This is a genomic window from Flavobacterium kingsejongi, from assembly GCF_003076475.1.
GTDB lineage: Bacteria > Bacteroidota > Bacteroidia > Flavobacteriales > Flavobacteriaceae > Flavobacterium > Flavobacterium kingsejongi.
In genome coordinates this window covers 1,500,690-1,524,323 of sequence record NZ_CP020919.1, presented here as the reverse complement: position 1 = coordinate 1,524,323, position 23,634 = coordinate 1,500,690, and the positions used below count along the sequence as shown (strand labels likewise).

Below are 23,634 nucleotides of genomic sequence, written 5' to 3'. Positions count from 1 at the left end.
TTATTTTTTACTTTTCTCCGGAATAAAATGATCCTCGCCCCCTTCATTCAACGGGATGTACAAACGTTCCCATTTATCGCCATCTACAAGATCCCAGGTATGCCCGGTTCCTTTGGTATCTTCCGCTATAAGGATTACACCGGGCTCAATAATAAAGGTATCGCCATTGCTCACTTTAAATTTCAGCTTGCCTTTAATCGTCACTACATACTGGCGACGGGGTGCGGGATGAGCCACTTTCTCATAGGCATCCACTTTGGTCTGCCCGAAAAACGAAGTGGTTTCCATTCGCATTTTTGTGGGGATTTTACCCACTTCATACGTACATTTTCCATCCTCGGTATTCACCAGCCGGATCGCTTTGATGTAGGTTTGCTCTTCCTCTTTTCGGACTTCCTGTTTTACTTTTTTAGGATCAGTCCCTTTGGCCTGAAGCGGGAAAGTACTGAATCCGGCCATTACACTTACAGCTAAAAATAACACTGCTTTTTTCATTTTCTTGTTTGCTTTGAATTGTTATTGTTGAATTATAAAACACAGATTAACGCACTTGTTGCAGTACGGCATCATGAACGATCATACGTTCCCAGTACGGACTGTACTTTTTGATCGCATCGAGGTGATCCGGCAGTTTACCGTAGGCCTCCAGGTCTTCCAGGCTGTCAAACTCCATTACGAGATTATAGGTAAAACTGTTGTCTACCACTTTTCTCGGAGTTGAATTCGCAGGCTTTCCATAATACAGCGCTTTTACATACGGTTGGAAAAACCGGTCAATTTGACCACCTAATTCCGGAGTAAATTGACCACCCGTTCCGGAGCAAACTGACCACCTAATTCCGGAGCAAATTGACCACCAAGTTTTGTGGTGAATTAAGTATTAAAAACTATTGATTTTTTCATGTTGTTAGAACCATACATTCGTTAAAAATTTACGGATTATGGCAAACAAAATAACAGACATGAGTAAAATTAGAAAAGTAATTAAATTCTATTGTAATGGAAAGAGTAAGTTATTTATAAGTAGCTACTTATCCCTTTCAAGAAATACGGTAAAGAAATATATTTCTTTATTTGAAGTTCTCGAATTAAGCTTTGAATTAATCGACCAAAAAACCGATGCAGAGCTGGAACTTTTATTCTCCCAGACTAGTGTAGAGGCCATTAGCCCGAGATTACAGACACTTTATGATTTTTTTCCTAAAATGGAACGTGAACTAAAAAAAGTTGGCGTTACCGTACAGCATATGTGGGAACAATATATTGCTGTAAATCCTGATGGTTATCGAACTTCACAATTTCATTATCATTACAATATATGGGGCAAACGAGTTAATCCGGTCATGCATATGAACCATAAGGCTGGTGATAAAATGTATGTTGATTATGCCGGAAAGACACTCTCAATTATTGATATAGATACTGGAGAAGTCAAAGAAGTACAATTTTTTGTAGCAATATTGGGCGCTAGCCAATACACGTATGCTGAAGCTTCCATGAGCCAGCAAAAGGAAAACTTTGTTGACTCGGTAGAAAATGCCATGCGCTTTTTTGAAGGCACTCCTGCCGCCATTGTTCCAGATAATTTAAAATCTGCCGTAATAAAAAGCAGTCGTTTTGAACCGACAATCAATGAAACCCTGGCTGATTTAGCAGAACATTACGAAACCACAATTTTACCTGCCAGAGCTTACAGGCCCAGAGACAAGTCACTAGTTGAAGGAGCTGTTAAGATATTATATCGAAGGATTTATGTAACCATAAAAGAAACTAAGTTCTTTTCTCTGGAAGAATTAAACCAGCAGATCTGGGATTTACTTGACTCTCACAATAACAGAAAACTGACAGGACGCCCTTATTCCCGCTTTGAATTATTTTTAGAAGACGAGAAAGAAAAACTGCGTCCACTCCCACAAGATCGTTTTGAAATTAAATACCAGTCTTTTGCAACAGTAATGCAAAACGGTCATGTTCAATTAAGCCAGGACAAAAACTATTACAGCGTTCCGTATCAATATGTAAAGAAGAAAGCCAAGCTGTTATATACCAAATCAACAGTAGAGATTTATTATAAATACAATCGAATAGCTGTACATCCAAGAAACTACAAACCTTATGTCTATACAACAACTCCTGAGCATTTAGCCAGTACACATCAATTTGTAGCCCAATGGAGTGCTGCCCGCTTCATTGAATGGGCTAATAATATTGATGAGTCAGTAGGAGAATATATAATGCAGATAATCGAAAGCAGAAATCATCCAGAACAGGCTTATAAAAGCTGTTTAGGAATACTGAATTTTGAAAAAAAGGTAGGCAGACAGCGATTAATAAATGCCTGCAGGCGGGCACTTGATTTTAAAATTTACAATTTTAAGACCATACAAAACATTTTAGAAAACAACTTGGATCATATTGATTTTGATCAAGAACCTGAGCAGGAACTTCCCGATCACAGTAACATAAGAGGAAAACACTATTATAACTAAATTAAATCTTGAAAAAATGAATGAATCCACAGTAACCAAAATGAAACAAATGAAGCTTTATGGCATGTTTAATGCTTTTAAAACAGCCATTGAAAGCGGGAAAACAGATCATTATACCCTTGACCAGTTTGTATCGATGATTATTGATGCAGAATGGGATGAAAGGTACAATCGTCGTATTGAACGAAGTATCACTAATGCCAAATTCCATTACAAATCAAATATTGAAAGTATCAATTTTGATGTATCACGTAACCTGGACCGAAACATGGTACTGCGTCTGGCAGAATGCGAATTTATAGAGAAAAACGAAAACATTTTAATCACTGGAAGCACCGGTGTCGGTAAAAGTTATTTAGGTACTGCATTAGGTTATCAAGCCTGTATACAGGGTTTTAAGGTAAGTTATTTTAATACCTCAAAATTGTTCGCTAGACTAAAAATGGCTAAAGCAGATGGTACTTATCTACGGGAACTTACCAAAATACAAAGACAGGATGTTATAATACTTGATGATTTTGGACTCCAGGCACTTGACAGCCATAACCGAATTACTCTTTTAGAGATCATAGAGGACAGGCATAATAACGGCTCTATAATCGTGACATCACAAATACCAGTTCAAGGCTGGTATGATATAATTGGAGAAAAAACGATAGCCGATGCAATATTAGACAGACTTATACACCAATCTCATAGGCTTGAATTACATGGAGAATCCATGAGAAAGAAAAGAGGAATAAACAAAGAGTGATATTTTATTATATTTGAATACTAATTAACAGATGAAAAAATATAGTTTTTAATCAAAACGGAGGTGCTCACTTTGCACCGGAATTAGGTGGTCATTTTGAACTGGAATCAGGTGCTCACTTTAAAACGGAATGGGGTGATCAATATAACCGGAATTTGCACTCGTATACTAAAGATCCACTTACAACGTCCGCCAAGATTGTTGAAGAGAACCATTATTATCCGTTTGGATTAAAGCATGCGAACTATAATTCAGATCAATTGGCATTCCAACCCAATGCTCAGGATGCTATAGTATTGGATGCGTTTGTTGATCCCATTCCTTTGGATAATTACTTAAACTATGAGTATAAATACAACGGGAAGGAGCTGCAACGCGAATTTGGGCTGAATATGTATGATTATGGAGCACGTAATTACGAGCCTGCAATTGGTAGGTGGATGAATATGGATCCGCTTGCTGAGGTATCAAGACGTTTTAGTCCTTATACTTACGCGCTTAATAATCCTTTGCGTTATATTGATCCAGATGGAATGATGGCGATGCCTCCAACAGAATTAGATGCTGAAAACTATGGCTATAGTATTTCTGATATTGCAGATGGGGAAACCTGGGAAGATAGTGATGGAAGTTGGGCTTTTAATGCTAAAACTAAGACTTGGGAAGGGACTAATGGTACTGATTTTAATGTTGCTACTGAAGTTCAACAATTGGATGAAGTTAATGTCTCGTTTCAGAAAAATGGAGTTGCTTATGGGGTAGGTGCAAACGCTGCCCTTGGAGGAGGAATAGGTTTTGAAGTTGGATTAGTAAAAGATGGAACCAATAATTGGGGAGCATATTTCACTTTTAAAGGCAACGTGGGACTCGGTGAAGATGTTGGTTTGAGTGTTACAGAGATAATACCAAATCATAAAGGTATTTTTTTACTTAACGATTTTAGCGGGACTTCTATGGAGCTATCAGCTTCTGTTAATTCGCCGATTGGCGGCGGCGGCATAGCTCTTGGGGGCACTAGCAATGATTCTAACGGAACAGTTTCTCAACAATTTTCAAACATTGGAAAAGGTGAAAGAGGCTATAAAACAGGAACTATTTCTCCAGGATTAAATGGACCTTCACCGAAAGTAAGTGCAGGGGTAATGGCGACAAAATCAAAAACGGTAATATGGGATTTTTAAAAGATAATTTAATGCGATTAATATTAGTATGCACTGTAATTATAGCATTCTTTTTTATTGCTCAATATTTAACAATGGATGAAAAATTTTACAACAGTATGTTGGAAATGAGAAAACAAAAAAAATTCTCTGGAATTGTAGTAGAGAAATATATTGATACATTCGAACATTCAACACCTATGCTAAAACTTAATAATAATAATAATAATAATAATAATAATAATGATGTCCCTTTAGAAAATGAGTTTTGGGATAGTATAATGGTCGGCGATTCCGTTGTGAAAATTAGGGGACAAGCAGAAATAAATGTATATAGAAATGATAGTACTAAAATAATATTGAATTATAAAGATTATTATAAAGAATTAATTGAAAGAAGTAAAAAAAAAATAGATGAAGAATTTAATACTATTAGTAGGTATGTTTCAACTGTTTATTTGTTGTGAAGTGAAGTATACTGAAAAAAAAATTAATGATATACCGCCAAAAACATTTCCAAAACAAATCGGATTAATTAATGATTATGAAGGTGTTTTTACAAAAGACCAAAATGCGGCATTAAAAAAAATACTCTATGATCTCAAACTTAACGAGAATAAAGAAATTATTATTATCGCTGTAGAATCTTTTGCTCCATATAATGATTTCCAAGATTACATTGTCGATTTGGGGAATAACTGGAGGATTGGTGTTGAAAATAAAAATACAATAATAATTGCCTTTAGTAAAAAAAATAGAAAAGTCGCATTGTCAATAGCAGAGAATACCGAAAACTTATCAGAAGAAAAAAGTATGGAGATAATGTCTGAAATAATTATTCCTGAATTTAAAGAAGGCCGATATTTCGAAGGTATAAATAGAGGCGTTTTAAGCTTTGAAACGCTATGGCATTAAATTCCATCAGATATAGATTTTAAATTTAAACGACTTTTTAACAATCAATAGCTTCTAAACTAAAAAGAAATACTCTTGAAAAAGCAATTAATTTTAATAATAACTTTAAGTCTCTCTTTAATACTTCTCCTGTTTATGGTATTTGTAAATTCCTTTTTAAAGGAAGACGAACCAATAATTAAGTACTCAAAATTAAACAAACAAAAAATAATACAAAAAGGAGAATGGATAAGTAGTGAAGATACATTGTCTGGTATTAGCATAAGAGGAAATAAAATAGCTTTCTTTAAAAATATGGAGTGGACATGCTAACTTAGCCTGCATTGAAAGTTAAGAAATAATCTTAATTTTAATCTATGAAACAAATCCGAAAAATTTACGACAAGTCTTTTAAGGAAAAAGCCGTTGAATTGAGTTATGATAGAACAAATGTATCAGAACTTGCCAGGGAGCTAGGAATAACAGCCCCCAGCTTTATAATAAGATTTATAAAACCGAAGAAAAAATCATTGTAGAGAACCAAAGTATTACAAATAGAAAAAATATATACAAAAATGGAAAAATAGATTCCATACAGAGCGATTTTTATACATTAGTTATACCGCCGAATATAATTAAGGACAAGCAATATCCTTTTAAAATAAAATATCACTTTGATGAAACAGAAGATGATAAAAATCTTCTTGGTAAAACGTATTATTTTTTAATAATATCTAATAAAATAAATGATGATTTTTCCAATTTGAACAGAATTGCTTTAGATACATTTATACCCGCTCAAAAAAATGAGTTTATTTATAATTTAGGTTTTAGAACCAGAGGAGAGAAAAAAATCAGAGCAATAATTGAAAAGTCTACTATGATTAATGAAAATGGAAAGTTAGTTATTATTAAGTCACGTTTGTTTTTAAACGAAAGTTTTAAAATTTAAGTCATAAAAAAGAGTAGAATAAGTATCTACTCTTTTTGAGTTTTTACGACAATAGATTCACGAAAAATTTCACTTTCACCTGTATCATAACGACACTTTGCAAAAATCTGAAAAATGAGAATACAATTAAGGTCGTTAAATTTAATAAACCAATAAAGAAATAAAAGTGCCAATTCAAGAACTGTTCGCATTACTCATATAAAACTCAAAATTGTACTTATGAGCTTTAATTTATCAAAAATATTAATGGGAATAATCCTTTTAGTAATTAATTCATCTTGCAAAAGAGATGATTCTGATTTTCAAAATCTAAAACAACAATTAGACATAAAAAAACACAAAAATGAAATTGTGGAATTTGAGTTTGTTTTCCCTGATACAGTTCATAAAAATAAGCCATATGATGGCAAAATCATATACAGAAGTGTATTAGATACAATTACAACAGCGTTTAATAATGAAAAAAGTGGTAAAAGTCGCTATATACTATATAGTCTAACTAAAGTTAAAGATATAAATTATAATGAAGACTATTTGAGAACAATCGCCATTGATACCTTTGGAGCAACGAACAATAGGGAAATTCCTTTTTATGACATTAAATTCGATCAAACTGGTACATATTATATTGATGGGATAATAAATGACAATGTCATTATTGACATACCTAATAAACAAAAAGAAGACAAGGTAAGATATATTGTCAATGAAGAAAGAGCGACACATAAAGTTATAGTAATAGAATAGATTTTAAAGAATTGTGCCAATTAAATGGAAAGAGGCTGTACGATTTTGGTAATGTATCAGATATGTTGATGGTTAATTATTTCATCTAACATTTACAGAAAATCAGAGGTTTACAGTAATATCGCAGTAAAATTAAAACAGCCTTCTGAACTGCACCCAAAAAGTTAGACACTATTTGGGGAATTTTATGGAAAGAAAAATTAAATACAGTTATGAGTTTAAACTTCGCTGTATAGAAGAAGTTTTAAAGGAAAACTTAAGTGCAGAATCAGTTGCGAAAAAATATGGATTTGATAAATCCAATCTTACCAGATGGTTGGGATTTTATAACAAATATGGTACGGCTGGCCTTCAGTCTCGGCGGAATCAAATTTATACTTCTACTTTTAAGCTAAAAGTTTTGCGTACAATAAAAAGGAAGTCTATATCTTTGAATGAAGCCTGTTTATCTTTTAATATTCCAAATGCCTCTGTAATTGTTAGCTGGCAGAAGAGATTTGAAAAATTAGGTAATACAGGACTTGTTGATAAACCTAAAGGCAGACCCAATATGGCTTACAAACGAGCTAAAAAGAAATCCAATAAACCTTTGACCAGGGAAGAAGAGCTTTTACTTGAAAATGAATCTTTGCGTGCTCAGGTTGATTATCTAAAAAAGCTGCAAGCCTTAATTCAAGCCGAAGAAGCTGTTCAAAACAGAAAGCAAAAGCCATAGAGGAATTAAGGCATAAGCATGATTTAGCATATTTGCTATCTTATGCAGATATGGCACGTAGCAGTTACTATTACCATCAAAAAAACAGTACTACTGATAAATATAAAGATATAAAGGAATTGATTAAATCAATCTATCATACTCATAAAGGCAGGTTAGGTTATCTCCGTATAACTTTGGAAGTTAAGCAGAAGGGGGTTGTAATTAATCATAAAACTGTTCTTCGGTTAATGAAATCACTTGGCTTAAAAAGTCTGATAAGGGTAAAGAAATATAAATCCTATAGAGGAGAACAGGGTAAAATAGCTCCTAATATTCTGGAGCGTGATTTTAAGGCATCTCAACCGAATGAAAAATGGGCAACTGATATAACAGAGTTTAATGTGCGGGGTAAAAAGTTATACCTCTCGCCTATAATTGATTTATTTAATGGCGAGATAATCAGTTATCAGCTGGCACAAAGGCCAAATATGGAACAAGTAGTGAAGATGCTTAAAAAGTCATTTAGGGCAATTAAAACAGGCTATAATTTAATATTACATTCTGACCAAGGATGGCAATATCAAATGAAACAATACCAAAGATTATTAAAGGATAAAGGAATTACGCAGAGTATGTCGAGAAAGGGAAATTGTCTTGACAATGCCGTTATAGAAAACTTTTTCGGTATATTGAAATCAGAATTGTTTTACCTAAAGAAATACACTTCAATTAAAGAATTAGAAAAAGATATTAAGGAATATATCAGATACTATAACAATGATAGAATCAAACTTAATTTAAAAGGAATGAGCCCGATACAATATCGAGCTCATTTTTATCAAACTTAATTATAAATTTGTCTAAACTTTTGGGTGCACTCTATCGGGGTTGTTTTTTTATTTTATAATGTCTTAATGCGACTTGGTGTTCCAGATGTGTTGGAGGAATTAAAAACATGATAAAATATGGGAAAACAAAGTCTGGTAATACAAAGATATATTTGCAGACTTTGTAAGAAAACAAGAGTTGAAAGTTATAGTTACCAAGCTTATAAATCAGATATCAATCAAAATATAATTTTGTTTACCAAAGAAGGTTTAGGGATAAGAAGTACTGCAAGAATATTGAAAATTTCAACGACTGGACAGTACCCAACCTTACGATGCTGGGGGATGCCGCACACCGGATGCCGCCCTACGCAGGAGAAGGTGTCAATATGGCGATGCAGGATGCGTTTGAACTCGCAGATTGCCTTACAGACCCGGCTTATCCCGATACGGATACGGCTATCGCTGCCTTTGAAAAACAAATGTGCAACAGGGCTGCAGAAATTACACAAATCACCTTAGCATATACTGCCATGCTCCACTCCGATGATCCCATTAACAAACTGATCGCCCTATTCAATGGCTTGGAAGAAAATCAGGAATAACCCACAACTACCTCAGCCCAACCTGAGGTGTTTTTTTTATAACTCGTTTTTACTCATTGCATATAATCGGAATGTTAAAGTGCAACGTTCCTGCAGCACTTTACTTTTTACTTTTCCCCTTTTACCATAAGAATGTTTAAATTATAGTAGTAACTTGTATGTCAGTATCAAAAGATACCTGTTGTTATGGGTCACCCATACAATAGCTTTCCGTTTTTTAGTATGCTTTAACCTCAAATCAAGCCATTATGAAACATTTTTATTCGTATTCTCTTTCCGTATTCTTAGTCTCCGCGTTGCTGTATTCGCCTACGGGAACCGCACAGGAAAAAACAACCTATCTGACTGCTGCAGAAAGCGACCCGGTCAAATTAGGATGGATGGTCGGATCACCACCACCACCCGATCGTATCCTGCATTTTGAGGATGGTAGCTTTTTTGAATTTCCCGCTTTGCGTTGGAGTGTCGCACACATGCGGCAATTTATGCCTACGGTAAATGTTTCACGTGGTTTGGGCAATGCAATACCCTTATCCGTAGATCTCCGGACTGATATTGATGCCCTGAAATATGTTCCTCTCGGTGAAAAAAAAGCCATTACATGGGAAGAAGGATTACAAAAAAACTATACTGATGGTATACTGATCCTCCATCATGGCACGGTGGTATACGAACGCTATTTTGGCGCACTTACTCCCGACGGGCAACATGCTGCCATGTCGGTTACCAAATCATTTACCGGAACATTAGGTATTGTGTTAGCTGAAGAAGGGCTAATCGATCCCTCCAAACTGGTTGCCGACTATTTACCGGAGCTTAAGAATTCCGCCTTTGGGGATGCCACGGTACGTCAGGTGATGGATATGACCACTGCCCTACAGTTCAGTGAAGACTATGCCGATCCCAATGCGGAGATCTGGAAGTTTTCTGCAGCGGGGAATCCGTTGCCCAAACCCAAGGACTACCAGGACCCGAAGAGTTATTACGAATACCTTCCAACTGTAAAAAAAAGCGGGAAACACGGCACTGCTTTTGGCTATAAAACCGTAAACTCCGATGTGCTGGGCTGGATCATAGCCCGGGTAACGGGTAAAACGGTTCCCACACTGTTATCGGAAAAGATATGGCAGAAAATCGGTACCGAACAGGATGGCTATTATTCTGTAGATGCAACCGGAACCCCTTTTGCGGGTGGCGGTTATAATTTAGGCCTTCACGATATGGCACGGTTCGGACAACTAATCTTAAATAACGGAGTGGTTTCCGGTGAGCAGATCATCCCAAAATCGGCGATAGCAGATATCCGTAAAGGCGGCGACCAAAAGGCTTTTAAAAAAGCCAACTATAAGCTGTTAAAAGGATGGAGTTACCGGGATATGTGGTGGATTACGAATAATGAACACGGCGCCTTTTGTGCCCGGGGTGTACACGGGCAGGTGATCTACATCGATCCCAAAGCGGATATGGTCATCGTTCGTTTTGCGTCCCATCCTGTTGCCGCGAATGGAGCAAATGATCCCTATTCCTTACCTGCGTATCATGCTGTCGCAAAATTCCTCCGCGCCACCAAATAAATAATAAGTATAGGGCCATGCAACCCTGGCACCACTTATAGCGTCTATGTTATTAACAGCGGAATATTGATTTCGAAAGAACTTAGTATCCCGTTGTTCCTTTAACGCTATACCCACTTTCCATGAAATCTATTTGTACTGCTCTTTTCATCCTGTTATTTTCCTGTATGCTGTCGGCACAATCCCTCATGGTGTCCGGCAAGATTGTAGATTCCGGTCAACAGCCTATTCCCTTTGCCTCACTCGGTATTAAAGGAAAAAGTGTAGGTACTATTGCTAATGAGCAGGGGGTTTTCCGCTTTACCATTACACCCGAAAACCTCAACCTTCAGGATCAGCTTATTGTCTCTTCTATTGGTTATGCCGAAGCCACAATTCCCCTGACAGATTTTAAGGACAATACATCCCGAAACATCATACTCCGCGCTGTAACTACCGAACTGGAAATGGTAAGCATCAAGGCAACCAAGCCCAAAACAAAAATAGTAGGCCGCACCAGCAGCAGTACTTTTATGGCTGCCAACCTGTATACCGAAAGCAACCTCATCGATGATAATTTAGGAAAAGAGCAGGCTACAATTATCAAAATGGACGACTACTGTCACCTCAAAGACTTTAATATGCTCGTGGCTTTTAACCGGTTTGAGCGGGTCAAATTCCGACTTAATTTTTATGATGTCAAAGATGGAATGCCCAACAAACGCATTGTAAACAAAGAAATCCTGTTTGATGTTACTGCCGAAAGCGGCTGGGTAACTGTTGACTTAAAACCCTATAACATCTACCTGAAAGGCCATAAGAAAATTGCTGTAGCAATACAGTGGATCCAGAGCGTAGCGGATGATTCCGAGGCCAAAGCGTTTGGTATATCCATCGCTCCTATTCCACTTCATGCTGTTTTTACAAGAGACAAAAGCCAGTCGGAATGGATCAAAAAATCTCCTGCTTTCCTTGGATTTAATATTACAGTAGACAGTTACCACAAGGATAAAGACCAGACGGAAACGGAGGCGGTATTCCAACTCAATGACAGCATCAAAAGCATTGTGGATATGGCCAATTACAGTATGGAAGCCGAGACTTCCGGTTATGGTTCCAATAAGGAAAAAGGAAAAACAATATCCGTGAAAGATGCAACGCTCTATTATGAAACCTATGGCTCCGGTACGCCTTTATTACTATTACATGGCAATGGCCAATCGATCGCTGCTTTCTATAAGCAAATCCCGGAACTGTCCAAACACTATCAGGTAATCGCAATGGATACCCGCGCACAAGGCAAAAGTACCGATACTTTCAGCAGCCCGTTGTCCTACGAGTTATTTGCAGAAGATGTCAAGACGCTGATGGATTCCCTTCATTTAAAATCAGCAAACATCGTGGGGTGGAGCGATGGGGGAAATACCGGTCTTATTATGGCATTGCGCTACCCTCGTTACGTTACGAAATTAGTCACTATGGGAGCCAACCTCAATCCGGAAGGCGTAGCTCCTCAACTGATGAAAAGGCTACATTCGGAAAGTGCTACCCTACAAGGGCGTACCAATGCAAAGTCCATACAGCAGCAACGCCTCCTGCAACTCTTGCTTGAGGAACCCAATATCCCAGCCCAAAACCTGAATACTATCACAATTCCGGTCTTGGTACTTGCCGGAGAGGATGACGTCATCCTAAAAGAACACACTCAGGAAATTGCGCGTAATATCCCAAAATCATCTATACTACTGCTGGAGAACGCAACCCATTATGCCCCGCAGGAACAACCGGAAGCCTTTAATACCGCTGTGCTGTCTTTCCTGAAAAGTAAATAGAAACTTTACCCATAAAAAAAGGAAGGCTATACATTCAGTGTTATAGCCTTCCTTTTTATATATTGTTTTAAATCTGCTTTAGAACGCTATACGCCTAATTACCATCCCCAATTATTTAAAATTAAGTTTCGCCAATATACTTTTCTTTTTATTGATTATTGACTCATCGGTTTTTTCTTTAAGCCTTTCACTATCGGTAAAATAATACTTATACTTCGCTTTGGTCAGGCTTATTTTGTAATCATCAAGGTTACCTTTTATATTTACACCGGTCTTAAAAGGGATGGGGGACTTTAGCACCGATACATGGTAATCATAACTCAGGTCCAGGTTTTGTATTCCGCCCACTGCAAGTCGGTAGCGGTCAATTTCAACCAGTGCCGGCAATACTTCCATGTGGCTTTTTTCAATAATCATTTCCATATTAAGCGACTGGATGGTATTTTTCTCTTTTTCCCTAAACATGAGTGTTTTAGCCATTTCTTTAAAAGTCTCACTATCGAGCACCATAACATCTGTTGCCTGCAGTGCGGCAATACTGCTGACCGATGGCACTATTACATCCATTTTACGATTGAGCATTGCGCTGCCCTGCATCCGTAAATGGGCTTTCCCGACAAAGGACTTCGTCATTGGAAATAGGCTGTCCATAGCAGGCATTACTTTTGCGATATTGGCCATTTCAATATCATCGAGATTCAGGTCAAAATCTACTTTTGCCTTACGGTCGCCCACTGCAACATAATTTAAGCTTGTCGTCAGTTTGGCTGCCAGTGTCGTCAGTTCAAAGTGGTTCAGTTTTAAGTGGCCCTCTTCTATTTTTAATTCCCCTTTCAGGTCGTTCAGGTCAAGCGTACCATAATGCAGTTTCTTAATCGCACTGTTGAATACGAGATTGATGTTCTCCGGTATTTTAAATACAGTCTTTTTATTACTGCTATTTTTGGGATCTTGCCGTTTGCTTTCCGCTACCTGTTTAAATTCGGGCTGCCCCTTAGCCGCTTCAGGATTCATGATTTTCATGATCTCATTGGCATCAATAAAGTTTGAGGTCAGCGTCAGGGTGGCATTGATCATTTTATCCGGAGATCGTTTGGCCAGCATATTATTAATTTGCCCCGTTAGGGTAACATCAGAATTACCAAATGTGATATGGGCATCCTGCAATGTAATGGCCCTGTTATTTATGGCTATTTTGGAATGACCCATGCGCAGCGGCAACGCAAATTCCGGTGTATAAGCATAGAGGTTATTGAATTCTACAGTTCCCCGCGGCATCCATATATTCTCCTTGTTTTTACGTACCAGGAGTTTATAATTGCCCTTTTTAATTCCTATAAACTTTTTATCCTGCCATACACCGGCACTGTCTACTGTAAAAGTTGTCGTTATCGCCGGCCTTTCTTTGGTGCTTTTAGGACTCAGTTCGGCAGTGATATTAGCACGCCGTATCACGCCTCTTAATTTATCTGCCCCTGCATATTTCAGCTGTGATATACTGATGTCTGCTGCAAGGGCTGCGGTACTGTCCTTCAGTTTTTTGGCTTTTAGCTTCATCACAAGTCCGGCCAGCATAAGGTCATGTTGCTTTTTGTAATTCAGCTTCAGGTTTGTGACATTTATTTTTCCGAAAGCTTTACGGGAACCCGCTTCTGCAACCCTGCCGAATACCAGTTCTGTTTTCTCGGTTTGAATGTAAATCGTGTCTTTGGGAGCATTCACAAGCAGGTTTGTAAATACGGAATTGCCTTTTACTTTAAGGTTGTTATAATTGTTGTTCTGAATATCATTGCTTTTAAATAATGCATTAATATCGATATGAGCCAGTCCTTTTGCCTGAATATCTTCAGCGATGGGGAATTTCTTTTTAAGCGTCGTCAAATCAAGGTCGCCTTTGATATTCGCATCAATCTCAGGATCCTTAAGCAGGTTTTTTACCGTGGCATTACCCTTTAAGTCGACACCAGTCCCTTCAAGGAATAACTTACTAAGGGTCAGGTTCGACTGCTCCGGCTGGTCAAAATTCAGTACGGCATGCAGATCCGCTTCAAGATGGCGGATTTCACCGGGAAACTTTTTATATTTTAAAATACCATGATCTATCTTAAATGTAATATCCGTCAGTGGAAGCCTGTTTTTACTATAGATTCCCTTTGCGGTAGCCTTTAACAGCACATTGCCCTGTACATCTATATCTTCTTTTTTTATAATATACTGAGGAACGGTTTCCCATAGCGTTTTTAAAGATGGTACCTTCATTTCGAGGACGATATCGGTTTGTACCTCATTGGTTATCGTATCCCGCTGAAAGTGTCCTTCTGTTATAAAGTCAATATCGTTGAGCTTCAGTTCACTTTTGTCAAAATCAACCTTGTGCGCCTTTTTATCATACAAGATATTGGTCGCCAAAGCTACTTTCAGGTTTTTGGCAAATCTGTAGCCATCTTTCGAGAAACGGATATGCTTACCCGATGCGGTTGTAGTAAAGGTGAGTTTTTTATCGGTGTTCGCGGCTTTCAGCGTTACATTCAGGCTATCACCTTTAGCATGTGCTTTGGTCACAAAATCATGGTAGGCAATACTGCCATTTTCAATATGGAGCTTTTTTATAAAAATGGAATTGATTTTAAAAGAGGTACTGTCCTGTACTGTGATGGTATCGGCACTGGTTTCTTTCACAATATTCCAGTTGGCTTTCCCATCTTTATGGATCACCGCTTTTATTTTGGGATTGATAATAGAAAGGTTATTGATTTGAAGGTCATGCTTTCGCCATAGTTTTTCAACATTAAAGGAAGCGCGGCATACCTCAAATTGTGCCAGTGTATCTGATTTATTCCCACTGAAAGCAGGCGTAATTACAACCCCGTTTTTAAGCTTGACCCCGAAATGTGGAAAGGAGGAGAAAAATGTTAGTTCAATGCTTTCACAGGAAACTTTAGCATCTAAATTTTCATTGAGCAAATTGGTTACTGTTGGCGTAATCCTCTTGGGAGTAAAAACAAAGTTAAGCGCAACACTTGTGAGTAGCAGTAAAAGTAATAGTAGTGATCCTGAAACAATCAGTAGTCTTTTTAATATTTTTTTTATTTTCATAAAGCGCAAAGGAAATCCGTATGGGTTGACCGTGTAATGTAATACAAAACATCAAATTTTCATTTTTTATTAGACCAACCGTACAAAAAATTATACTAAAGGCGTCAACAGCAATAATCGATCCAACTGAAAACGCCATCGTCTAAAAAAGCACTTTCCTAAAAAAGTCTTCCTCCTGTACAACCAAAAACCCTGCAGAATATAGTTACCGGAATTCCGTCATAGCACTTAAAGACACTACTGCTTCTAAGCTTCCTTCAATTGCGATTTTATCTTTTCTAATTGCTGTACCAAATCATTCAGTTTTCCTGTATTCTTCCTGATAATTTTCGGCCGTAATACAAACCAATTCAGCGCAAACCACATTCCCACAACGCCATATACTACAATTCCCCATACCGATGGCATCTTCGCTGTATATTCATACATATACAATCCTATCCCGATGGGTAACAAAATAAAATACAGATTCATGATTTTAGTCTGCATATAACTTTCTTTGTTTTTTATTTCAAGTAGGTTGTGTAAGTAATCGGAATTGGACTGGATGCTGGATGTTTTCCGATACAGCGGAATAATCTTAGTGCTAAAAATCATTACCATTACCATCGGTAAAATCGCGAGTACGACTCCTATTTTTGTAGTCCACAGTTGCGGTCTGAAATAGATCCAAATAAAAACCACAAAAGCAATGGTAAGGAACAACAGGCTGTTAAGTACTATTATCTTTCTCAGTCCTGCACTTTTATGTTTTCCTATTTTCCTAAAAATGTCCGATTGATTCGCAGGTGGAACGGCTTGTTGGTTCCACAATGCTTTCAGATTTATATTATTTTCCATGTTCTTTAAACTTTTTATTGAGCTGCTCTTTGATACGATGAATTTTAACCCGGATATTACTTTGCGAAAGCCCCACTATTTCTGCTATTTCAGATTGTTTGATCTCCTCCAGTTCCAACGATATGATAATGCGGTCTATTTCCTGAAGTTCAGCGATAAATTTGTATAACAATTGAATCTGGGGTTCTATATTTATGATCTTTTCTTCCGGAAGGTTAACTGGTAATTCCGTTGTTCGTAACCGCTTTTGATTTTCTAATTGGCGCAGGCAGTTATTCGTAGCAATTTTATAGACCCACGTTCCTACATTCGATTCATTCCTGAAATTTGGCAAATGCTTCCAAACCGCAATAAAAGTTTCCTGCGCCATGTCCTGTGCTAAAGTATAATCATTGACATAGCCCATGCATAACCGAAATATCCTTTCCCAATAGGTCTTGTATAGTTCTTCAAATACCATTTATTGTTCTTTACTAAAATCCGTCAATTCTTTAATGTACCAGTCTCTGTCATCATACATTACAAAATGCAATCCTTTGGTCGCATAGCGCAGTTGAGCATGGGATAAATTCTTGTACTGCTCCTGTATAGCGGATGCTATGTTCTTAAAGTACGGCTCCAACAATAGCAAAGTAGGGACTGTTATCTTTTTTATCCTCGCCCTCAAATCGGTATTGGAGAAATCGCAGAATATTTTTGCAAATGTTTCCCTATCCGACGTCACCCCCCAACTGACAATTTCATCAAACTTTGACGTTTCGGTAGTAAGGCTTGCAATACTCACTTGCTGCATTTGAATAAATTGCTCATTAGTCATACTCGTTAGTTCCTGTACCATAGCAGTACAGTCATTATTGGGATTGGCCTGAAAATTAGGGTTGGTCAGCGCCATCAGGCAAGGTAAAGCATCCACTACTACAATTTTACGGGTAAGGTCGGGAAAATCAGCTGCAATAGCAAGTGCTAAAGCCCCACCCATGCTATGCCCTATTACAATTGGCTTTTCAATCTTCTCGTTTTTAATGTACCGTCCAATTTGTGCTTTCCAGTTTTCGAAAGTAGGATTTTGTTCCGGAGCTACGCCTGCAAATCCAGGCATTGTTAAGACTACACATGTATAGTCTTTTTTTAATGCTGCAACGGTTTCATTCCACACTGTACCCGAACTCGCAAAACCCGGAATAAAGAGCAATGTTTGTTTTCCCGTTCCTGATTTAATGGAAAAAGGGTATTCTTGCGCAGCTGCAAAAATGGAAAGTAGCAATAAGAAGGTTGTTACAATAGTTTTTTTCATGTTGTTCATTTTTAAATTTGCCTTTTAGATACGGGCACATTCAAAATGTTACAGTACTGTTATTTTAATTTTGACTTTTTGCAGGACACGATCGCAAACCGTTGTATTTCCATAAAAAAACCAACCTTACATTTTACTGTGAAATTGGTTCGTTGAAAAAGCATTTTCTTTAATAGACTGTTATTATTACAGGCATTGCTTATTTTTCTTTAGTGATTGCAATGTAACAAGGCCAATGACTTCCAGCATTAAGCCGCTGCCATTTAAAAATCCTTTTAAAAAGTCAGGTAGTGCTAAATACCGGCTTATTATCGGAGATAGCACAACCAGGAGCAGGCCTATGGCAAGATAAGCCAAAGCAGGTTTTTTGTTATTTTTCATCGTGTTGGAGTTGTTTGGAAATATTTTTTAACCGGGATATCGTTTCATTTAATTTTTCAGCATTTTTTCTAAAGTAACGCGGGCGGATATACAGCCACATGATAAGCAGGTACATTACACATAAGGCATATATAACAATTGAAGCTACGGCATTCCTTACACTCGCTTCATACAGATACAATAATAGCCCAACAGAAGAAAACAACAGCAATACTACCTGTGTGTTTTTATAATAGTAAATCTGATTTTGTCGCGTTTGCTCTACAAAAGACAGGAATTCCAGGTTACTGCATTCGTCAAGCTGATTAAAACGCTTCAGCGACCTGAAATTTATGATGGCTAACAGGATACAGGATAGCGCAATCATTCCTCCACCGATATAGGTGGTCATTACTGTAAAGGATACCGTACATAAAACCGTAATCATAAGCCCGAACAGGAAGCATGATGCTATAATAACCATCCATTTTTTTCGCAGCTTTTGACTGCGGAACTCTTTTATCATGCTTATCATCCCATCGGATGTAGGCAAACTATCCGTTTGGGCTGAATGCCAAATGGCCTTTAAATCATCTAAATTGTTCATATGCTTTTAATTTTTGAGCCAGTTTTTCTTTGATCCTATGAATTTTAACCCGTACGTTTGCATTGCTTAATCCTACCACTGCCGCAATTTGAGCCTGTGGTAAACCTTCCAGCTCCAAAGAGATTATGATACGATCGGTCTCTTCCAGTTCAGAAATGCAGCGGTATAAAATGGCCAATTTTTCTTCTGGAGATTCTTCAATGATTTCCGGTAAACTATACGGCAGTTGTTCAATTGGCATCCGTTTGGCAATTGTCAAAGCCCGAAGACAGGTATTCGTCGCGATCTTAAATATCCAGGTGCTGATATGGGATTCGTTACGGAAACCGGACAGGTTTTTCCATACTGATATGAAAACATCCTGAACTAAGTCATTCGCCTGATCTATATTATTAGTATATCCGATACACGGCCTGAATACCTGTGGCGCATAACGATCATATAATTCTTTAAAATCAGTCATAGATATACCTGGTAAAATTTTGTTTTGTAGTATTAGGTTAGATACAACATTCGTGGAAATGTTACAGGTAATATCGTCTGATTACTATTTTTAATTTGCAGGATGGTAAAGCAAGAGTCGGCTAACTATTAAAATCTATAGAATTTCCGCCACTTATTCAAATTCTACGATCCAGACTGAAGTCGTAAAAAAATAAAATCTCATAAATTTGCATATTGTTGTCACGAATACTATATTTGCGACAACAATAAAAATATAGAAAAATGAGAAAGTTAGAATTTGCTTCATTACAAGTTAGGGATCTCGAAGTTTCAAAAGATTTTTATACCCATAAATTAGGATTTGAATTATCAGGCTTATCCAATTCTGAAGCCTGTATTTTTACTCATGAAAAAGGCGAAGCGATCTTTGCCATACGAAAACCCATAGGAAATCTGGACGGCAAAGAGTTGGGTGTAGGGGTATCGCTTTGGTTTGCGATTGATGAAAATATCGAAGAGCTGCATAGCCGCCTAATAGAAAAACAGGTGATCATCCTTGGTACTATAAATAATACGCCTTTTGGACGCACACTTATGGCCAAAGATCCTGACGGCTATACCATAACATTCCTACAGGCTAACGCATAATTATACAAATGAACAACCGAGATACAAAATACTGGATCATTGTGGCCTCTAAAGATCACGTAAAATCAGGGATTACAGCCGGTATCGCCCAAACCTGCCACGGTAAGGCCGGCCCCCTTAAAAGGATGCAAAAAGGTGATTTCATAATCTATTACTCCGGAAAACAAACATTAGGAAAACCAGATGTATGCCATGAGTTTACAGCCATAGGAAAAGTAGCCGATGAGGCTATATTTCAATTCCAGATGTCGGAAGATTTTTGTCCTTCAAGGCGCAACATCACTTTTTTTACGGGTGTGGATGTTTCTATTTTACCCCTTATACACCAACTGGATTTTATCCCGAACAAAAAAAGCTGGGGTTATCCGTTCCGGTTCGGCATCTTAGAAATTAATAAACACGACTTTAGCCTTATCTATTCACAAATGCTACAAAAAGAATATGCCTGAAAAAATTGAATTCCATTTTAAAAGCCCTGAAGATAGCCCGGGCTATTTACTGGGGCAGCTAACCATGCTTTGGCAGCGAAAACTAAAACGTGCTTTAGATCCTTTGGATCTTACCCATACCCAATTTGTACTGTTGGCTGCATTGACCTGGCTATCTCGAAGCAGTGATGCTGTTACCCAGGTTGATATTGCCAATCAGGGTAACTCCGACAGAATGATGGTCTCAAAGGTATTAAGGACACTGGAAGATAAAAAATTTGTCACACGCCATGAGCACCCTACTGATACAAGGGCAAAAATTATAAGGCTGACGCCAGGAGGTGAAAAAGTGCTTCAGGAAGCCATCATTACTGTCGAAAATGTCGATCTGGAATTCTTTGCTCCGCTTACGACAGACCTTTCAACGTTCAACCTAAAAATGGCAGGACTAATCGCTAAAAATAAGGACCAGTAATACAACACCTAAATCAAAATAGTATGACTCTCATTACTAATGACCAAAAAATCTGCACGCTTATCAATGTTTTTACCGTGGAACCGGAGCACCAATTGGCGCTGCTGGAACAGTTAAAAGAGATCACTGAAAATGTTATGAGTACGTATCCCGGATACATTTCGGCAAACCTGCATCTGAGCGATGACGGAAAAACAGTGACCAATTATGCGCAATGGGCATCTTTTCAGGATTATCAGAATGTGCTTCAGGATACAAAGGCCTTAGAACGCATGAAACATGCTGCAGCATTAGCCATCGATTTTAAACCGGCTGTCTATAGTAAAATATGGACGCATAAGAAATAGACTGTAATGCAATTTTCTGTAGGCTATTCCTATTCTGCAGGAACTTCCGAGAGTACTCTATTTTTATAAATAAAAAAGGGATAATCTGTACAGATTATCCCTTTTTGCAGAGAGGAAGGGATTCGAACCCTCGATACCCTTTTGGAGTATACACGCTTTCCAGGCGTGCGCCTTCGACCGCTCGGCCACCTCTCTAAATTTATTTGCGGTTGCAAAGAACAATAAAAAATCTCATTAAAGAAAATTTATTACCATAAATATTTATGTTAATTCACCCCGTAATGAGGTTTCGAATAATGTCTTAAAGGATTTCGATGCCACAGGCAATCCTAAAAGATACATAAGCTTTGCCATTGCGGCTTCCGTAGTAATATCCTTACCGGAAATAATACCGATTTTCTTCAGCATTGTACTCGTTTCATAATGGCCCATACTCACACTTCCTCCGGAACACTGGGTCACATTAATGATGTGTATGCCGCTTTTAATGGCTTTTTTCAATATAGCGACAAACCAGTCGTCTGTTGGGGCGTTCCCAGCTCCATAGGTCTCTAAAATGATTCCTTTGAGCCCCGGGATGGAAACAATCGCTGACAAAATACTTTCAGTAATACCCGGGAACATTTTAATGATCACGATATCACTCTCCAGATCTTTGTGGACGATCAGTTTTTTGGTGGTCTTCGGCAGCAATAATTCAGTATTGACTTTAAGGTGCACGCCTGATTCTGCCAATGGCGGATAATTCAGGGAACTAAAGGCATTGAAATGTTCCGCATTAATTTTTGTAGTACGGTTGGCACGATAGAGTTTGTATTCAAAATAAAGACATACTTCATTTACCACCGGTTTATTCTTATGCTGCAGCGAGGCAATCTGTATCGCAGTAATCAGGTTTTCCTTGGCATCAGTACGCAAATCACCAATAGGCAATTGGGATCCCGTAAAAACCACCGGCTTGGAAAGGTTCTCCAGCATAAAACTTAAGGCGGATGCAGAATAAGACATGGTATCGGAACCGTGCAATACAACAAAACCATCAAAAGCATCATACTTTTCCTCGATCATCGTAGCAATTTTTACCCAATAGCCCGGGCTCATATTGGACGAATCCAGAGGATGCTCGAACGAAATGGTTTCGATCTCGCAGTCCAGTTGCTTGAGTTCGGGAATGCGCTGCAAAAGCTTGCTGAAGTTAAAAGCGCGTAATGCCCCGGTTTCAAAGTCCTTCATCATCCCAATGGTTCCACCGGTATAAATGAGCAGGATATTAGCTTTTGTGTGCATCCTGGTATCGGGATTTATTGATTACAGGATTGGCATACATCGCCAGGAAGCCTTGCAATTCTACTGGATTATTTTCATCGATCCTGATTTCCAGCCTTCTTTCAAAAAGTGACTTTTCTTTATCGGTATACAAATGGGCGTAAGTTGTTGTATTGTGCAGCAAATCATAAGCGATATAATTCGTTGGCCAAAGTTTATAGGTATTGAGGATGGAGTCGTCAATCGCCTGCGCCAGAGCCTGAATTTGTTTATTGGAATTATCAAATTCGGCTGCAATAGCATCAATTTCCGTATCCAGCACTTCACCTACATGGATGTGGATTCTTTTCTTCTGCCCCATGATTCCACTCAAAAGGGTCACGAAATCCTCATTTTTATCTTTGATGTAAATCTCATCATTGGCTTCTGCCTTCAATTGTGGCATTTTAAGGGCATCGGTAGGATCATATTCATACGAAATAGAAACCGGTACGATCTTAAGCTTTTTGAAATAGTCCATCAGGTTGGCTTCATCAGAGGCCATTGAGAGCATTTTTAATACCCCGGGATGCGTAGCGTCATTACCATCTTTCGTTCGCCCTTCCCGCTGGGCGATCCATACGGAACGGTTTTCATGAAACAGCAGTTGCCCGATATATTCCGACATCAGCTTGGAACTTTGCAGTAACTCCCTTGGCGGCAATCCGCGTTGCACTAAAAAATTCCGGTTCAGTTTGGACAAATCATAAATAAAGGATTTCTTCACCAGGTTGTCACCGATTGCAGAAGCGGTCATCACCAGCCCATGATCCATCAGGCATACATTGAGCAGGGAAGTATCGAGGATAATATCCCTATGGTTGGAAATAAAAAGGTAAGGCTCGTGTTTTTCCAGTTTTTCAAATCCGGAAGTGGTCAATCCATCGGAACTTTTCTCCAGTACTTTTTGTAAGGCATTGTAGATAAAATTGGCCTGGAAATCGCGTATAGAATGGGTCTTTTTCAATTGGTCAATCCATTGTTCCTCTTTCTGGTCCGGAAATGTAAAACTCATTAATGCCTTCATCATCGGATGGTGGGCTATTTTACAAAGCGTCCCGTTGACTTCACTGTCATAAAACGGCCGGATGGTGTCAAACTTATGCATTTAATGGGTGTTTTTTCAATCAATTTACAAATGAACAAAAATTTATTGAGATCAATGTTGATTGTTTGTTAAATACAATTTCAAAAAGAAGAGATTTCTCTTTTTTTACCTGTATTATTTGTTTTTACTAATTCATTTCCTCTAAAAGCTACTATTTTCGCAAAAATAGCCC

Annotated in this window: 27 protein-coding genes, 1 tRNA gene and 2 pseudogenes; 18 read left to right on the top strand and 12 right to left on the bottom strand. The window is 38.0% G+C overall.

The features are described 5' to 3' along the window. Together FK004_RS06555 and FK004_RS06550 are read right to left on the bottom strand one after the other, a co-directional pair. Positions 1 to 495, bottom strand: coding sequence for a cupin domain-containing protein (locus tag FK004_RS06555; RefSeq protein ID WP_227871683.1), 495 nt, complete (start codon positions 493 to 495; stop codon positions 1 to 3). A gap of 46 nt (positions 496 to 541) precedes the next feature. Continuing rightward, positions 542 to 778 (bottom strand): Dabb family protein, encoded by a 237-nt coding sequence (locus tag FK004_RS06550; protein WP_227871707.1) that lies wholly within the window; start codon positions 776 to 778, stop codon positions 542 to 544. Between the two features lie 163 nt (positions 779 to 941). Here FK004_RS06550 and istA point away from each other — a divergent pair, with 163 nt between their 5' ends. The 14 genes and pseudogenes from istA to FK004_RS06480 all read left to right on the top strand — a co-directional run bounded on the left by istA (position 942) and on the right by FK004_RS06480 (position 12,510). Further along, the gene (gene istA / locus FK004_RS06545) at positions 942 to 2,489 is read left to right on the top strand and encodes an IS21 family transposase (RefSeq protein WP_108735486.1); all 1,548 of its coding nucleotides are present in this window, start codon (positions 942 to 944) and stop codon (positions 2,487 to 2,489) included. A gap of 16 nt (positions 2,490 to 2,505) precedes the next feature. Then, entirely contained in the window at positions 2,506 to 3,243 is a 738-nt protein-coding gene (gene istB, locus FK004_RS06540) for an IS21-like element helper ATPase IstB (RefSeq protein WP_056251131.1), read from the top strand. A 161-nt stretch (positions 3,244 to 3,404) separates the two neighbouring features. Then, a pseudogene (locus FK004_RS19680) lies at positions 3,405 to 3,779 on the top strand (RHS repeat-associated core domain-containing protein); the annotation flags it as partial. A 632-nt stretch (positions 3,780 to 4,411) separates the two neighbouring features. Further along, positions 4,412 to 4,870, top strand: coding sequence for a hypothetical protein (locus FK004_RS06530; RefSeq protein ID WP_108736545.1), 459 nt, complete (start codon positions 4,412 to 4,414; stop codon positions 4,868 to 4,870). Continuing rightward, complete coding sequence (locus FK004_RS06525; RefSeq protein ID WP_108736544.1) at positions 4,818 to 5,318, top strand: TPM domain-containing protein; 501 nt, start codon at positions 4,818 to 4,820, stop codon at positions 5,316 to 5,318. The genes FK004_RS06530 and FK004_RS06525 overlap by 53 nt, the downstream gene beginning before the upstream one ends. 75 nt (positions 5,319 to 5,393) lie before the next feature. Further along, entirely contained in the window at positions 5,394 to 5,630 is a 237-nt protein-coding gene (locus FK004_RS06520; protein WP_108736543.1) for a hypothetical protein, read from the top strand. Positions 5,631 to 5,674: 44 nt separating this feature from the next. Continuing rightward, positions 5,675 to 5,833 carry a transposase gene (locus FK004_RS19125; protein WP_121494806.1) on the top strand — a complete coding sequence of 53 codons (159 nt, stop codon included), beginning with the start codon at positions 5,675 to 5,677 and terminating at the stop codon, positions 5,831 to 5,833. Positions 5,834 to 6,468: 635 nt separating this feature from the next. After that, positions 6,469 to 6,996 (top strand): hypothetical protein, encoded by a 528-nt coding sequence (locus tag FK004_RS06510; protein ID WP_108736541.1) that lies wholly within the window; start codon positions 6,469 to 6,471, stop codon positions 6,994 to 6,996. Between the two features lie 187 nt (positions 6,997 to 7,183). After that, a complete protein-coding gene (locus tag FK004_RS06505; protein ID WP_108736540.1) occupies positions 7,184 to 7,711 on the top strand; it encodes a transposase in 528 nt (175 codons plus the stop codon). Beyond that, positions 7,708 to 8,541 (top strand): IS3 family transposase, encoded by an 834-nt coding sequence (locus tag FK004_RS06500; RefSeq protein ID WP_108736539.1) that lies wholly within the window; start codon positions 7,708 to 7,710, stop codon positions 8,539 to 8,541. The genes FK004_RS06505 and FK004_RS06500 overlap by 4 nt, the downstream gene beginning before the upstream one ends. Before the next feature lie 107 nt (positions 8,542 to 8,648). Continuing rightward, positions 8,649 to 8,835, top strand: a pseudogene (locus FK004_RS19675) (transposase); the annotation flags it as partial. A gap of 20 nt (positions 8,836 to 8,855) precedes the next feature. Beyond that, positions 8,856 to 9,125 (top strand): FAD-dependent oxidoreductase, encoded by a 270-nt coding sequence (locus FK004_RS06490; RefSeq protein ID WP_108736538.1) that lies wholly within the window; start codon positions 8,856 to 8,858, stop codon positions 9,123 to 9,125. Positions 9,126 to 9,373: 248 nt separating this feature from the next. After that, entirely contained in the window at positions 9,374 to 10,699 is a 1,326-nt protein-coding gene (locus FK004_RS06485) for a serine hydrolase domain-containing protein (RefSeq protein ID WP_108736537.1), read from the top strand. Between the two features lie 122 nt (positions 10,700 to 10,821). Then, positions 10,822 to 12,510 (top strand): alpha/beta fold hydrolase, encoded by a 1,689-nt coding sequence (locus tag FK004_RS06480; protein ID WP_108736536.1) that lies wholly within the window; start codon positions 10,822 to 10,824, stop codon positions 12,508 to 12,510. A 111-nt stretch (positions 12,511 to 12,621) separates the two neighbouring features. On the opposite strand, the gene FK004_RS06475 is transcribed toward FK004_RS06480, so the two are convergent. The 7 genes from FK004_RS06475 to FK004_RS06445 form a co-directional block, all read right to left on the bottom strand. Then, positions 12,622 to 15,606 (bottom strand): AsmA family protein, encoded by a 2,985-nt coding sequence (locus tag FK004_RS06475; protein ID WP_108736535.1) that lies wholly within the window; start codon positions 15,604 to 15,606, stop codon positions 12,622 to 12,624. 246 nt (positions 15,607 to 15,852) lie between these two features. Next, the gene (locus tag FK004_RS06470; RefSeq protein ID WP_108736534.1) at positions 15,853 to 16,446 is read right to left on the bottom strand and encodes a hypothetical protein; all 594 of its coding nucleotides are present in this window, start codon (positions 16,444 to 16,446) and stop codon (positions 15,853 to 15,855) included. Beyond that, complete coding sequence (locus tag FK004_RS06465) at positions 16,436 to 16,906, bottom strand: RNA polymerase sigma factor (RefSeq protein ID WP_108736533.1); 471 nt, start codon at positions 16,904 to 16,906, stop codon at positions 16,436 to 16,438. The genes FK004_RS06470 and FK004_RS06465 overlap by 11 nt, the downstream gene beginning before the upstream one ends. Continuing rightward, positions 16,907 to 17,740, bottom strand: a complete 834-nt coding sequence (locus FK004_RS06460; protein WP_108736532.1) for an alpha/beta fold hydrolase — start codon at positions 17,738 to 17,740, stop codon at positions 16,907 to 16,909. A 186-nt stretch (positions 17,741 to 17,926) separates the two neighbouring features. Beyond that, positions 17,927 to 18,121 carry a hypothetical protein gene (locus FK004_RS06455; protein ID WP_108736531.1) on the bottom strand — a complete coding sequence of 65 codons (195 nt, stop codon included), beginning with the start codon at positions 18,119 to 18,121 and terminating at the stop codon, positions 17,927 to 17,929. Continuing rightward, positions 18,111 to 18,707: a hypothetical protein gene (locus FK004_RS06450; RefSeq protein WP_108736530.1), complete on the bottom strand. Its 597-nt coding sequence runs from the start codon at positions 18,705 to 18,707 to the stop codon at positions 18,111 to 18,113. The genes FK004_RS06455 and FK004_RS06450 overlap by 11 nt, the downstream gene beginning before the upstream one ends. Further along, positions 18,691 to 19,170, bottom strand: coding sequence for an RNA polymerase sigma factor (locus FK004_RS06445; RefSeq protein WP_108736529.1), 480 nt, complete (start codon positions 19,168 to 19,170; stop codon positions 18,691 to 18,693). Before FK004_RS06445 ends, FK004_RS06450 begins: the two co-directional genes overlap by 17 nt. A gap of 263 nt (positions 19,171 to 19,433) precedes the next feature. On the opposite strand from FK004_RS06445, the gene FK004_RS06440 reads away from it, so the two are divergent. The 4 genes from FK004_RS06440 to FK004_RS06425 are packed head-to-tail and all read left to right on the top strand — an operon-like array spanning position 19,434 to position 21,049. After that, complete coding sequence (locus FK004_RS06440; protein WP_108736528.1) at positions 19,434 to 19,799, top strand: VOC family protein; 366 nt, start codon at positions 19,434 to 19,436, stop codon at positions 19,797 to 19,799. Between the two features lie 8 nt (positions 19,800 to 19,807). Further along, positions 19,808 to 20,248 (top strand): EVE domain-containing protein, encoded by a 441-nt coding sequence (locus FK004_RS06435; protein ID WP_108736527.1) that lies wholly within the window; start codon positions 19,808 to 19,810, stop codon positions 20,246 to 20,248. Then, on the top strand, positions 20,241 to 20,702 hold the full coding sequence (locus FK004_RS06430) for a MarR family winged helix-turn-helix transcriptional regulator (protein ID WP_108736526.1): 462 nt from the start codon (positions 20,241 to 20,243) through the stop codon (positions 20,700 to 20,702). Before FK004_RS06435 ends, FK004_RS06430 begins: the two co-directional genes overlap by 8 nt. 23 nt (positions 20,703 to 20,725) lie before the next feature. Beyond that, on the top strand, positions 20,726 to 21,049 hold the full coding sequence (locus tag FK004_RS06425) for an antibiotic biosynthesis monooxygenase family protein (RefSeq protein ID WP_108736525.1): 324 nt from the start codon (positions 20,726 to 20,728) through the stop codon (positions 21,047 to 21,049). 107 nt (positions 21,050 to 21,156) lie between these two features. On the opposite strand, the gene FK004_RS06420 is transcribed toward FK004_RS06425, so the two are convergent. The 3 genes from FK004_RS06420 to FK004_RS06410 form a co-directional block, all read right to left on the bottom strand. Continuing rightward, a tRNA-Ser gene (locus FK004_RS06420) sits at positions 21,157 to 21,244 on the bottom strand. A gap of 66 nt (positions 21,245 to 21,310) precedes the next feature. Then, on the bottom strand, positions 21,311 to 22,336 hold the full coding sequence (locus FK004_RS06415) for an asparaginase (RefSeq protein ID WP_108736524.1): 1,026 nt from the start codon (positions 22,334 to 22,336) through the stop codon (positions 21,311 to 21,313). Next, on the bottom strand, positions 22,320 to 23,462 hold the full coding sequence (locus FK004_RS06410) for a 1-acyl-sn-glycerol-3-phosphate acyltransferase (protein WP_108736523.1): 1,143 nt from the start codon (positions 23,460 to 23,462) through the stop codon (positions 22,320 to 22,322). Before FK004_RS06410 ends, FK004_RS06415 begins: the two co-directional genes overlap by 17 nt. Positions 23,463 to 23,634: the final 172 nt, after the last annotated feature.